The organism is Phaeovulum sp., assembly GCF_041596715.1.
Classification (GTDB): domain Bacteria; phylum Pseudomonadota; class Alphaproteobacteria; order Rhodobacterales; family Rhodobacteraceae; genus UBA6213.
In genome coordinates, this window is sequence record NZ_JBFHIA010000083.1 from 1 (window position 1) to 11780 (window position 11780).

Sequence of the window (11780 nt, forward strand, 5' to 3'; positions counted from 1 at the left end):
GCGGCGGCGCTGGCGCGCTTGCCGGTGCTGCGCAAGTCCGACCTTGGTGCAGCGCAAAAGGTGCGCGCGCCGTTTGGCGGGCTGACCACACTTGGGCCTGCGGGCTTTGAGCATATCTTCCAAAGCCCCGGCCCGATCTATGAGCCGGGCCGCACCACGCCCGACTGGTGGCGGATGGGGCGGTTTTTACATTCTTGCGGCGTGGGGCCGGGCGACATTGTGCAGAACTGTTTTGGCTACCATCTGACCCCGGCCGGGATGATGTTTGAATCAGGCGCGCGTGCGGTGGGTGCTACGGTGTTGCCCGCTGGCACCGGCCAGACCGAATTGCAGGTGCGCGCGGCGGTCGATGTGGGCTGCACTGTCTATGCGGGCACGCCTGATTTTCTGAAGATCATTCTCGACCGTGCGGATGAAATGGGGGAACGCTTGGCGTTCGCCCGTGCCGCGGTAGGGGGCGGTGCCTTGTTCCCCAGTCTGCGCAAGGAATATGAGGCGCGCGGTATTGCCACGCTGCAATGCTATGCGACCGCCGACCTTGGCAACATCGCCTACGAAAGCCCCGCGATGGAGGGGATGATTCTCGACGAAGGCGTAATAGTGGAAATCGTGCGCCCCGGCACTGGTGACCCGGTGCCCGACGGCGAGGTGGGCGAGGTTGTGGTGACTACGCTCAACCCCGATTACCCGCTGATACGCTTTGCCACCGGCGATCTTTCGGCGGTGCTGCCCGGTCAGTCGCCTTGCGGGCGCACAAATCGGCGCATCAAGGGCTGGATGGGCCGGGCCGATCAGACCACCAAGATCAAGGGTATGTTCGTACGCCCCGAGCAGGTCGCCGCACTGATGGCGCGCCACCCCGAGGCGCATCGCGCGCGCGTCGTGGCCAGCCGCGAGGGCGAGATGGACGCGATGACCGTGCAGATCGAAACCGAGGCGCAGGATAGCGCGCGCTTTGAGGCCAGCGTGATCGAAACGCTGAAGTTGCGCGGCAAGATCGTGCTGGTTCCGCCTGGCAGCCTGCCCAATGACGGCAAGGTGATTGAGGATACGCGCCGCTACGACTAGGCTTTCCCCAAGCAGGGAGGGCTTTACCATGCGATTGCCGCTAGCACTGGCGTTCTGCGCGCTTGCCGCGCCCGCACTGGCCGATAACCGCGCGCTGATTATTGCCAATACCGACTACAGGCTTGGCGACGATGTTTCCGCTGCCGTGCAGGCGCTTGCGGCACGCGCGCCACTTGGCACCGCAGGGTTTGCGGTGATTGCGGGGGCCGATCTTGGCGCGGTCGCCAGCCGCGGTATGCTTTCACAATTGCTGGCGCGGCTAGCGCCGGGTGAGCGGGTGGTGATTCTGCTTACCGGGCATTTTGCACATTCAGGCCGCGAAAGCTGGTTTCTGGGGACCGATGCGGTGCGCCCAGACCTTGCGACCGTCGGCGGCGCGGGGCTGGCGTTGAACGATGTGCTCGAAATCGCGGGCACGGCACCGGGCGGGGCGCTGGTCTTGCTGGGTAGCGAGGCGCGGTCGCTGCCGCTTGGGCGCGGGTTGCAAATCGGCATCGGCCCGCTCGATATCCCGCAAGGTGTCAGCGTGGTGCTGGGCGATGCCACGACGATTGCAGCCTTCGCGGCGCAGGAGGTGGTGCAACCGGGTGTCAATCTCAAGGCCGCGCTGGCGCAGCGCCCCGCGCTTAGCGCGCAGGGTTTTCTGAGCGAGTTTCAGCCCTTTTTGCCACTGTCGGCGGCTGTTGCGGGGCCGGTGGCCGATTCGCTCGCCCCCGATCGCGCTTTCTGGGATGCGACACGGGCCTTGGATACGCCCGAGGCTTATGATGCCTATGTGGCGCGCTATCCCAAAGGGCTTTTCGTGGCCGAAGCGCGCGCCGCGGCAGAACGCATCCGCGCTGAACCGGGGCGGCTGGCGCGGCTTGGCGAAGAGGCGTTGGCGCTTGGCCGCGACAAGCGGCGCGAGGTGCAGCAGCAACTGGCGCTGCTGGGCTATGACCCGAATGGAATTGACGGCATTTTTGGCCGCGGCACCCGCACGGCGCTTGGCAACTGGCAGAAAGCCAATGCGTTCGAGCCGTCGGGTTATCTGACACAGGCGCAGATCAACGAACTCGCGGCACAGGCGCGGGTGCGCTCGGCGGAACTCGAAGCCGAGGCGCGCGCGCGTCAGGCAGAATTGCAGGCCGCAGACCGCGCTTATTGGAGCCAGACCGGCGTGGCGGGTGACGAGGCAGGCTTGCGCGCCTACCTGCGCCGCTACCCCGATGGGCTATTTGCCGATCTGGCCAAGGAACGCTTGGCAACCTTTGATGCAGCCCGCGCCGCCAATGCCGCCGCAGCCGACCGCGCCGAATGGGACGGTGCCGAGGCGCTTGGCACCCGCGAAGCCTATACCGCCTATCTTACCCAGCGCCCGCAAGGCAGTTTTGCAGAATTGGCCCGCGAACGCATCGCCGCGCTTGATGCCGCAATGGCCGGTGAAGCGACGCGCGCAGCCGCCGAGGCGCGCGAAGCGGCGCTGGCCCTGCCCACGCTCGCGCGTAGCCTGATCGAGGTGAAACTGGGGTTGATGGGGTATGAGCCCGGCGCGGCTGACGGTGTGCTTGATGATAGTAGTCGCCGCGCGATCCGGCGTTTTCAGCAGGCGCGCGGCCTGCCTGTGACCGGATATCTCGACCAAGATACGGTGGCGCAGCTGCTTTCAAGCACCGAGAACTAGGCGCGCAACATGCAAAAGACCGCCGGGTTGCCCGCGGCGGCCGTGTTTGCACGCTTGCGAAGCGGCTTCAGCCCTGACGAGCCTTGAAGCGCTTTTGCGTCTTGTTGATCACATAGACGCGGCCTTTGCGGCGCACGACCTGGCAATCGCGATGACGCGTCTTCAGCGAGCGGAGCGAGTTGCGGACCTTCATCGGCCTTCTCCTTTTCGCGGCGCCGTCGCGCCTTGAACCAAATTGCCCCGGAATTGGGGCGGTGAACATGGTGGGCGGTACTGGGATCGAACCAGTGGCCACTACGATGTCAACGTAGTGCTCTACCGCTGAGCTAACCGCCCACATCCGCAACGATTCCGCGCGTCCAAAAGTAATAGGACGCGGGCGGAACCGCGTCGGTGGAGGGTCTATAAAAGGTAACGGTGCACCTTTCAAGGGGTTTTGGCATGGCATGGCACTGCGTTATACTCGCTCGACAAAAGGAGCGCCGATGCACCCTGACCAACGCCTGCCGCTACCCTATCGGCTTGCTCGTCCAAGTCAGCTGTGCAGCTGTGTCGTGGTTTCTTCGCCCCATAGCGGCGCTGAGTATCCTATTGAAATGCTTGCCGCTTCGCCGCTTGATCTATTGGCGCTGCGCTCGTCGGAAGACGCGTTTATCGAGCAATTGCTGGCCTCGGCGCCTGCGCACGGGGTGCCTTTGCTTGCTGCCCGGCTTCCGCGTGCGTGGGTCGATCTCAATCGCGCGACGGATGATTTGGACCCGGCGCTGATCGAAGGCGTGCGCGGTCACAGGCTCGATCCGAGGGTGGCATCGGGGCTAGGGGTGATTCCGCGCGTCGTGGCTGCGGGCCGTGCGATCTATTCGGGCAAGATCAGCCGCGCCGAGGCCGAGGCGCGAATCGATGCGGTCTGGCGGCCCTACCACGCGCGGCTTGGCAGCTTGATCGCCGAGGCGCATGCAGCCTTTGGGATGGCGCTGCTGCTTGATGTTCATTCGATGCCGCACGAGGTGGTCGCTTCGCTGCCGCGCCCGGCACCGCAGGTGGTTCTGGGCGACCGCTACGGCGCCTCGGCCGCGCCAGCGTTGGTTGCGGCGGTCGAGGCCGCTTTTACCGCCGAGGGTTTGCGGGTGGCGCGCAACGCGCCCTTTGCCGGCGCCTATATAGCGCAGGCCTACGGCCGCCCGCGGTTTGGCCGCCATGTGGTGCAGGTCGAGATTGACCGGTCGATTTACATGGATGAGGCCCGGGTTGAACCCGGCCCTGGGTTTGACGCCTTTGCGGCGCTGATGGACCGGGTGCTGCGGCGGGTTGCGCCGCTGGGGCGCGAAGAAGCGCAGCAGTTGGCCGCCGAATAGACGTGCGCGCCTGTTTCCTCCGGATTACAACAGCCCGCGCCCCTTGATGATCGCCTGCGGGCCAAAGCGCGCGCGGATCGCGTCGGCGGCGCGTTCGGCCCCGGCGCGGGCGGTTGCGGCAGGGTCGAGCAGGTCGCGCACCGGGTCAAGCGCGGGGGCGGGCGAAAGCTCGCTGAAACCGACGCCGATCAGCCGGAACGGCCCCGCCTCGTGCACCCCTGCCAGCAAGCCCGCTGCGGCAAGGTAAAGCGTGTCGGCCAGTTGCGCCGGGTCGTGCAGGCTGATGCGGCGGCTGAGCAGGCTGAAATCGGCGCGCCGCAGTTTCAACGTGACGACGCGGCCCACCAGATGCATCGCCTTCATGCGGTCAGAGACCTTCTCGACCAGCCGCCAGAGATGGGCGTCCAGCAACTCGCGGTCGGTCAGATCGGCCTCGAAGGTGGTTTCGCTCGACACCGTTTTGAGCGCGGCATCGCGGGCGACGCGGCGGCTGTCTTGCCCCTGCGCGAGCCGCCAGAGCCGGTCTGCGCCCGCACCGAAACGGCGGGCGAAGGCGGCGCGGTCTTGGCGGCGGATATCGGCGAGGGTGCGGATGCCTGCCGCGGCCAGCGCCGCTTGGGTGGCCGCGCCGACGCCCCAGAGAATCCGCACCGGTTTGTCGCGCAAAAACTCTTCGGTATCGGCTTTGCCGATCACCGCAAATCCGCGCGGCTTATCGAGATCAGAGGCGATCTTGGCAAGAAACTTGTTGTGCGAGAGCCCCACCGAAACCGACACGCCGATCTGCGCCTCGATATCGCGGGCGAGCCGGGCGAGCAGAACCGCGGGCGGCGCGCGGTGCAGCCTTTCGGTGCCCGACAGATCGAGAAACGCCTCGTCGAGCGAGAGCGGCTCGATCTGCGGGGTCAGCGCCTCGAACAGCGCGCGGATCTGGCGCGAGACGGCGGCGTAGTGGCTGCCGCGCGGCCGGATCACCACCGCGTCGGGGCAGAGTTTCAGCGCCTGAAACATCGGCATGGCCGAGCGGACCCCGGCGATGCGGGCGATGTAGCAGCAGGTCGAAACCACCCCCCTTGTGCCGCCTCCTACGATCACCGGGCGGGCGGCGAGGCTGGGATCATCCCGCTTTTCAACGCTGGCATAAAAGGCGTCGCAATCGACGTGGGCGATGGAAAGCGAGAAAAGCTCGGGGTGGGCAAGCATACGCGGCCGCCCACAGGCCGGGCAGCGGGGAGAGGGGGCATCAAACGTGGCCAGACAATCGCGGCAAAGGGCGGGCATGATCGGGGCAGTATAGCCGGGATCCGGGGGGCTGGGGAGGGCCACCACGCGCATACCAGATGGGGTGTGGTAACACGCGTGTTAGGGAGGGTAAGGGGTTGAAAAGGTGGGTGATTGTGGCGGGCGTTAAGGGGTTGGTAAGGATTTTGAGGCGCGCGCGTCATCGTGCCATTGTGACCTATATCTATCTCGACAGTGCCTGCAAGCGCCGCTGCAACTTAGACTTGCATTGCAACAGGAGTGGTCATTAAATACCGCGAAATTAGTGTGAGGCGTAAAATGGATTTTTCCGAACGCGTTAAAGATCTTGCGGGCCGCTCGAAACACGCAACGAAACATGCGTTAACCGAGGAGGCGACAAAAACCTCGGTTGTCCTTCCGCTAATTCAGACACTTGGCTTTGATGTCTTCAACCTGAATGAAGTTGTGCCAGAGTTTGTTGCTGACGTCGGGCTGAAGAAGGGAGAGAAGGTCGATTTCGCCCTGAAGATCGATGGAAAGTTGGCCGCGTTAGTCGAAGTAAAGCCAATCACAATGTCGCTTGGTTCGGCGCAGTTCAGCCAGCTTTATAGGTATTTTGCAACCACCGAGGCAAGGCTAGCGATTCTAACGAATGGCCGCGAAATATGGTTCTTCTCTGACGTGGATGAACCGAACAAGATGGACAAAAAGCCATTCTTCACGTTCGATTTGCAAGTTGCGGACGACGCGAAGATCGCCGATCTGGCTCGCTTTCAGAAACATAACTTTTCGATCGAGACAATTCTGGCGACAGCGTCAAACCTCAAGTATGCGAACGCAGCGGGCGCGTATCTGAAAAAACAGCTAACCAATCCGGACGAAGATTTCGTGAAGATGGTGGCGCGAAATATCTATGATGGCATGTTGACAAAGACGGTTGTCGAGCAATTGCGCCCCGCAATTCAGGCATCACTTGATGAGGTAATTCGCGACAGGATTCAGGCGAAACTGAACGTTACATTCAGGGCGGAACCGGTAGCGACTGAGGAACAGATTGCCAAGCCAAATGATACAGAGCCTGAGATCGTAACCACCGAAGACGAGCTTCAAGCTTTTCTCATTGTTCGGGCGATTGCGGCGCGCTGGATCGACCTTGAGCGTATCACTCTAAGAGATTCAAAGACTTATTGCAGCGTGTTCGCGGACAACAACAATAGAAAGCCGATTTGCAAGCTGTATTTCAACGCCAAGACAGCGCGCCATGTCGGATTGTTTGACGCGGAAAAGGTCGAAGAACGGGTGCAAATCGGCTCGCTTTCAGACATCTATAAGTATGCGGCGCGGATTGAGGACGCGGTAAAGACTTACCTTTAGCCCCCCTCACACCGGCGCATACATCCGCTCGATATCATCCAGCACCTGATCGATCATCATGCCGCGCGCTTCGGGGCCGGTGAAGCGCAGCACGTAGCCTTCGTTGGTGCGTTCGCGCCGGATGGTCAGGCCGACGCGCGGGCGCAGCAGGCGGCGGGGGCGGCCGGGCGAGGTGATGGGGGCGGGGTCTTGCAGGGTGGATTCGGCCTCGGCCAGCACGGGTTGCAGCAATTCCCACTGCGCCTCTAGGGTGCGGGCCTGGCTTTCTTCCAGCGCGACGCGGATCAGGTCTGCCCAGCCGCCGCGCAGGGCCGCGGCCAGCCGCAGCACTTGGCGTTGCGACAGCGCGAAGGGGCCTTCCAGCAGCCCGTCGAGTTCTTCTACCGCGTGGGCCAGTGCGCGCAGCCGCGAGCGTTTCATTGCAGGGGCAAAGGGGTGCAGTGCCGCCACGGCCGCATCGAGCGTGTCGAACAGCCCCGAGTTGCGGCTGCGCACGAGGATCAGGCCGCGTTCCCAAGGCGAGATATCGGCGCGCTGGTCATTTTCGGCCACCATTGCCGCCACCGCCTCGGCGCGGTTTTGCGGCTGGCGCAGAAAGGCGGGGATGGTGGGGAAGCGGCCGGGCATCATGTCTTCTAGCGCGCGCATCGCGGTAAGGCGGCGCAGGCCCGAGATCAGGCCGTAAAGCAGTGGGCCTTCAGGTTCGGCAAGCTCGAACACCTCGATCGGTTGGCGCAGGCCATGCAGCGAGATCGAGGTTTTCAGCTCTTCAAGTGCCGCATCATCCAGCGCCAAACGGTCGCGCGGCAGGGCGGTTGCGTCGATAGCGTCAAGTGGCAGATCGAGGATGGGGGTTTGCATGGGCGCCTCCTTTTGCAAGCGCGCCACTATAGGCCCGCCCCGGAGGGTGTTGCGCAAAGCCCGCGTCGAGCGCACGGACCCTTTTCCTTTTGGTGGTTTGCGGTCATGATCGGGCCAGATTTTGGTAGCGAGGACCCCGATGAACGACATTGGCATAAGTGGCGGCAACGTTTTGCTGATCGTACTTGCACTATTCATTATTCTTGCGCTTTTCCTTGGGGTTCGGATCGTCCCGCAATCAGAAAAGCATGTGGTTGAACGGTTCGGGCGGCTGCGCTCGGTCTTGGGGCCGGGGATCAATCTGGTGATCCCGTTCCTTGACCGCGTGGCGCACAAGATCAGCGTACTCGAGCGGCAGTTGCCGACCGCGCAGCAGGATGCGATCACCGCCGACAACGTGCTGGTGAAGGTGGAAACCAGCGTGTTCTACCGCATCACCGAGCCGGAAAAGACTGTTTATCGCATCCGCGATGTCGATGCGGCGATCGCGACTACGGTGGCGGGGATCGTGCGTAGCGAGATCGGCAAGTTGGAGCTGGATCAGGTGCAGTCGAACCGCACCCAGCTGATTGCGCAGATCCGCGAGCATGTGCACGCGATGGTCGATGACTGGGGCATCGAGGTGACGCGGGCCGAGATTCTGGACGTGAATCTGGACGATCAGACCCGGCAAGCGATGTTGCAGCAGTTGAATGCCGAACGCGCGCGGCGTGCGCAGGTGACCGAAGCAGAGGGCTCGAAGCGCTCGGTCGAGCTGGCGGCGGACGCCGAGCTTTATGCCGCCGAGCAGAAGGCCAAGGCGCGGCGCATTTCGGCGGATGCCGAGGCCTATGCAACGCAGGTCGTGGCTGTGGCGATCAAGGAAAACGGCATCGAAGCGGCGCAGTATCAGGTGGCGCTGAAGCAGGTCGAGGCGTTGACAACCGTGGGTCAAGGTAGCGGAAAGCAGATGATCATCGTGCCGACGGCGGCGCTCGATGCCTTTGGCGATGCGTTCAAGCTGTTGCAGGGGCGGGCGAAATGATCTGGCAGCAGGCATGGTTCTGGGCGGCGGCGGGCGTGGTGCTGGCCGCGCTGGAAATGGTGACGCCGGGGTTCTATTTGCTTGGGCTGGGGTTTGGCGCGCTGGTCGTGGCGCTGCTGGTCTGGATCGGGCTGCTGGGCGCATCTTTGCCGTGGATGATTTTCGTGATGGCCCTAGGGGCCTTGGCCGCGTGGCTGGCGCTGCGGCGCTGGGCCGGGGTCTGGCGTAATGAGCCGAAAATCTGGGACCGAGATATCAACGAGGACTGAGGGACAGCCGTGTTCAGACTATACCAGATGCCGGGCTGGGGCTCGGCGATGATCGAGGCGCAGCTGGCATTCTACAAGCTGCCGCATGAACTGGTCGAAAGCGGCGATGTGTTCAGTGAACCGGCGGCGCGGCCGAATCTGGAAAAGCTGAACCCGCTTGGGCAGATACCCACGCTGGTGCTGCCCTCGGGCGAGGTGATGAGCGAAAGCGCGGCGATGACGCTGTATCTGGCCGATGTGGCCGGGTCTGACGCGCTGGTGCCGGGGCCGGGTGCGCCAGAACGGGCGGCGTTTCTGCGCTGGCTGGTGTTCATCGTGGCCAATATCTACCCCTGCTTCACCTTCGCCGACGTGCCAACCCGATTTGTGGAAGATGGCGAGGCGGCCAAGGCGTTTCGGGCAAAGCTCGATGACTATGCCTGCAAACTTTGGCGCATGGTCGAGGCGGCAGCGGCACCCGCGGGGCCGTGGTTTTTGGGGCAACGGTTCTCGGCACTGGATATTTACATCGGGATGATGAGCCAGTGGCGACCGCGCCCGGAGTGGTTTGCCGATAATGCGCCGAAGCTGGCGGCGATTGCCACGCGGATGCAGGCGCGGCCAGATATGGCCGCAGTCTTTGCGCGGAACTTCGGGTAAGGGCGAGGGCCCGGCAATCAGGGCCGCGAAGGCCGCCAGGCCATCGCTTGCCCGGCCCTTTGGCCCGCTTACGCCCCGGTAATTTCGGCCACGATTGCGGCAGCTGCGGCGCGCGGGTCGGCTGCTTGCCAGACCGGGCGGCCCACGACGATGTGGTTGGCACCTGCCGCAATGGCGGCGGCGGGGGTTTCAACGCGCTTCTGATCGCCCAGTGCAGCACCTGCCGGGCGCACGCCGGGGGTGACGATCAGCCTACCGCTGGCCTCGGGCAGCGCGCGGATGGCGGCTGCCTCGTGCGGTGAGGCGATCACACCATGCGCACCGGCCTGAAATGCGCGGGCGGCGCGTTCGACAGCCAATTCGGCAATATCGCCGGGACGAAGCAGGCAGGCATCGAGATCGGCACGGTCGAGCGAGGTGAGAATGGTGACGGCGAGGATTTTCAACCCGGATCCCGCAGCACCTTCGCAGGCGGCGCGCACCACATGCGGATCGCCGTGCACGGTCAGGAAATCAAGGTCATACTGCGCCAGCCCACGCACCGCCGCCTCGATCGTGGCGCTGATGTCGAAAAGCTTGAGGTCAAGAAAGATGCGTTTGCCGTGCTGCTGTTTCAACTCGTCTGCCAGCGCCAGCCCGCCACCGGTGAGCATTCCGAGACCGATCTTGTAGAAGCTGACGGCATCGCCAATCTTCTGCGCAAGCTCTAGCCCGGCAATCGCGTTTGGCACATCGAGGGCGACGATCAGGCGGTCATCATGTGGCATGGAGGCTCCTCTGCGGCTGGTTCGCTTGCTGCTTAGTCTGACAGCTCAGTTTCGGCAAGCGAAGGGCCGTGCTGAAGCACTGCGCGGCAGAATGTATCTTCTGCGAAAGGCGATAGGGCTGTGCCCGCCTGAGATTTGTTCCGGGGCAGGGCTAGTGGGCCGAAAGCCCGCCGATGCCGCGCCGCGCCGCTTCGGCAGTAAGGGCGCGGGCAAGCGTTTCGTGCGGAATACCTTGCGGTGCCGCCAGCTTGACCGGCACGCGCAATGGGAGGGGTAGACCCGGCGCAAAAAACTCTACCACCGCCTCGAAGCGGCGGAGCGCGGCGTCATAAAAGACCTCGGCGATATGGGTGGCGGAGTGGGACAATTGGCACCTTTTTTCTGGCACCGTTCTGCAACGGCTTCGCGTCAGTATTGCGGCGAAGTGTTGGTGAAGCGTTAGCAAAGGGGCAAAAACGCGCCTGCGGCACCTCTTGAAGCCTATGCCACGCAACGCCATTTCATGTGCAAGACCCGGCAGAACGCCGTGCCATAACGGGCGGTGTCATAACTGGGGGCTTTTTGAAGGAGTTACCTCATGAATATGGAAAAATTCACCGAACGCTCGCGGGGCTTTTTGCAAGCGGCACAAACGATTTCGATGCGAGAGGGGCATCAGCGGGTGCTGCCCGAGCATCTGCTGAAGGCCCTGATGGATGACGATCAGGGGCTGTCGGCCAACCTGATCCGCGCCTCGGGCGGTGCGCCCGAGCGGGTGATCGAAGCGGTCAACGCGGCGGTGGCCAAACTGCCCAAGGTTACCGGTGGTAGCGGCGAGGTTTATGTGGACCAGTCGCTGGTTCGCGTGCTGGACGAGGCCGAGAAGGTTGCCAAGAAGGCGGGCGACAGTTTCGTGCCGGTCGAGCGTATTCTGATGGCGCTGGCGCTGGTCAATACCCGTGCGAAAGACGCGCTGGATGCGGGGGCGGTGACCGCGCAAAAGCTGAACTCTGCCATCAATGACGTGCGCAAGGGCCGCACGGCCGATAGCGCGAGCGCAGAAGAAGGGTATGACGCGCTCAAGAAATACGCGCGCGATCTGACGCAGGCGGCGCGCGAGGGCAAGATCGACCCGATTATCGGGCGCGATGACGAGATTCGGCGGGCCATGCAGGTGTTGAGTCGGCGCACCAAGAACAACCCGGTGCTGATCGGTGAACCCGGTGTGGGTAAGACCGCGATCGCCGAGGGCCTTGCGCTGCGCATCATCGAGGGCGACGTGCCCGAGAGCCTGAAGAACAAGCGGCTGCTGGCGCTCGACATGGGGGCGTTGATCGCGGGGGCGAAATATCGCGGGGAGTTCGAAGAGCGGCTGAAGGCCGTCTTGAAGGAAATCGAAACCGCGGCGGGCGAGATCATCCTGTTCATCGACGAGATGCACACGCTGGTCGGCGCAGGCAAGGCCGATGGGGCGATGGATGCGGCCAACCTGATCAAGCCAGCGCTGGCGCGGGGCGAGTTGCACTGCGTGGGTGCCAC

13 protein-coding genes and 1 tRNA gene are annotated in these 11780 nt (G+C 63.6%); 8 read left to right on the top strand and 6 right to left on the bottom strand.

Features of this window, described 5'->3' with window-relative positions; translation table 11 throughout:
• Positions 1–1068, top strand: a 1068-nt coding sequence (locus tag ABY403_RS07520) for a phenylacetate--CoA ligase family protein (protein ID WP_372840151.1), incomplete at its 5' end; no start/stop codon positions are given.
• A 28-nt stretch (positions 1069–1096) separates the two neighbouring features.
• The gene (locus ABY403_RS07525; RefSeq protein ID WP_372840152.1) at positions 1097–2731 is read left to right on the top strand and encodes a peptidoglycan-binding protein; all 1635 of its coding nucleotides are present in this window, start codon (positions 1097–1099) and stop codon (positions 2729–2731) included.
• 67 nt (positions 2732–2798) lie between these two features.
• Here ABY403_RS07525 and ykgO read toward each other — a convergent pair whose 3' ends face one another.
• Complete coding sequence (gene ykgO, locus ABY403_RS07530; RefSeq protein ID WP_372840153.1) at positions 2799–2924, bottom strand: type B 50S ribosomal protein L36; 126 nt, start codon at positions 2922–2924, stop codon at positions 2799–2801.
• A 68-nt stretch (positions 2925–2992) separates the two neighbouring features.
• Positions 2993–3067 (bottom strand) — tRNA-Val (locus ABY403_RS07535).
• 149 nt (positions 3068–3216) lie between these two features.
• Here ABY403_RS07535 and ABY403_RS07540 point away from each other — a divergent pair.
• Entirely contained in the window at positions 3217–4086 is an 870-nt protein-coding gene (locus ABY403_RS07540; protein WP_372840154.1) for an N-formylglutamate amidohydrolase, read from the top strand.
• Between the two features lie 24 nt (positions 4087–4110).
• On the opposite strand, the gene ABY403_RS07545 is transcribed toward ABY403_RS07540, so the two are convergent.
• Positions 4111–5367 carry a DNA polymerase IV gene (locus tag ABY403_RS07545; RefSeq protein ID WP_372840155.1) on the bottom strand — a complete coding sequence of 419 codons (1257 nt, stop codon included), beginning with the start codon at positions 5365–5367 and terminating at the stop codon, positions 4111–4113.
• A gap of 279 nt (positions 5368–5646) precedes the next feature.
• On the opposite strand from ABY403_RS07545, the gene ABY403_RS07550 reads away from it, so the two are divergent.
• The gene (locus ABY403_RS07550; protein WP_372840156.1) at positions 5647–6702 is read left to right on the top strand and encodes a type I restriction enzyme HsdR N-terminal domain-containing protein; all 1056 of its coding nucleotides are present in this window, start codon (positions 5647–5649) and stop codon (positions 6700–6702) included.
• A gap of 6 nt (positions 6703–6708) precedes the next feature.
• Here the strand turns inward: ABY403_RS07550 and ABY403_RS07555 are convergent, their stop codons facing one another.
• Complete coding sequence (locus ABY403_RS07555; protein ID WP_372840157.1) at positions 6709–7563, bottom strand: ParB/RepB/Spo0J family partition protein; 855 nt, start codon at positions 7561–7563, stop codon at positions 6709–6711.
• A 139-nt stretch (positions 7564–7702) separates the two neighbouring features.
• Here ABY403_RS07555 and ABY403_RS07560 point away from each other — a divergent pair, with 139 nt between their 5' ends.
• Genes ABY403_RS07560 through ABY403_RS07570 form a run of 3 tightly spaced genes read left to right on the top strand, consistent with a single transcriptional unit; the run spans position 7703 to position 9495 of the window.
• A complete protein-coding gene (locus tag ABY403_RS07560; RefSeq protein WP_372840158.1) occupies positions 7703–8587 on the top strand; it encodes an SPFH domain-containing protein in 885 nt (294 codons plus the stop codon).
• On the top strand, positions 8584–8856 hold the full coding sequence (locus ABY403_RS07565; RefSeq protein ID WP_372840159.1) for an NfeD family protein: 273 nt from the start codon (positions 8584–8586) through the stop codon (positions 8854–8856). Before ABY403_RS07560 ends, ABY403_RS07565 begins: the two co-directional genes overlap by 4 nt.
• A gap of 9 nt (positions 8857–8865) precedes the next feature.
• Complete coding sequence (locus ABY403_RS07570; RefSeq protein ID WP_372840160.1) at positions 8866–9495, top strand: glutathione S-transferase family protein; 630 nt, start codon at positions 8866–8868, stop codon at positions 9493–9495.
• A 68-nt stretch (positions 9496–9563) separates the two neighbouring features.
• On the opposite strand, the gene pyrF is transcribed toward ABY403_RS07570, so the two are convergent.
• Both pyrF and ABY403_RS07580 read right to left on the bottom strand, forming a co-directional pair.
• A complete protein-coding gene (gene pyrF, locus ABY403_RS07575; protein WP_372840161.1) occupies positions 9564–10262 on the bottom strand; it encodes an orotidine-5'-phosphate decarboxylase in 699 nt (232 codons plus the stop codon).
• Between the two features lie 151 nt (positions 10263–10413).
• Positions 10414–10629: a hypothetical protein gene (locus ABY403_RS07580; protein WP_372840162.1), complete on the bottom strand. Its 216-nt coding sequence runs from the start codon at positions 10627–10629 to the stop codon at positions 10414–10416.
• Positions 10630–10839: 210 nt separating this feature from the next.
• Here ABY403_RS07580 and ABY403_RS07585 point away from each other — a divergent pair.
• Positions 10840–11780, top strand: a 941-nt coding sequence (locus ABY403_RS07585; RefSeq protein ID WP_372840163.1) for a Clp protease N-terminal domain-containing protein, incomplete at its 3' end; no start/stop codon positions are given.

Excerpts from the sequence above, each read along its gene's own strand:
- ABY403_RS07540 (WP_372840154.1), top strand. The coding sequence starts at position 3,217 with ATGCACCCTGACCAACGCCTGCCGCTACCCTATCGGCTTGCTCGTCCA.
- ABY403_RS07555 (WP_372840157.1), bottom strand. The coding sequence starts at position 7,563 with ATGCAAACCCCCATCCTCGATCTGCCACTTGACGCTATCGACGCAACC.
- ABY403_RS07525 (WP_372840152.1), top strand. The coding sequence starts at position 1,097 with ATGCGATTGCCGCTAGCACTGGCGTTCTGCGCGCTTGCCGCGCCCGCA.
- ykgO (WP_372840153.1), bottom strand. The coding sequence starts at position 2,924 with ATGAAGGTCCGCAACTCGCTCCGCTCGCTGAAGACGCGTCATCGCGAT.
- ABY403_RS07545 (WP_372840155.1), bottom strand. The coding sequence starts at position 5,367 with ATGCCCGCCCTTTGCCGCGATTGTCTGGCCACGTTTGATGCCCCCTCT.
- pyrF (WP_372840161.1), bottom strand. The coding sequence starts at position 10,262 with ATGCCACATGATGACCGCCTGATCGTCGCCCTCGATGTGCCAAACGCG.
- ABY403_RS07565 (WP_372840159.1), top strand. The coding sequence starts at position 8,584 with ATGATCTGGCAGCAGGCATGGTTCTGGGCGGCGGCGGGCGTGGTGCTG.
- ABY403_RS07550 (WP_372840156.1), top strand. The coding sequence starts at position 5,647 with ATGGATTTTTCCGAACGCGTTAAAGATCTTGCGGGCCGCTCGAAACAC.
- ABY403_RS07560 (WP_372840158.1), top strand. The coding sequence starts at position 7,703 with ATGAACGACATTGGCATAAGTGGCGGCAACGTTTTGCTGATCGTACTT.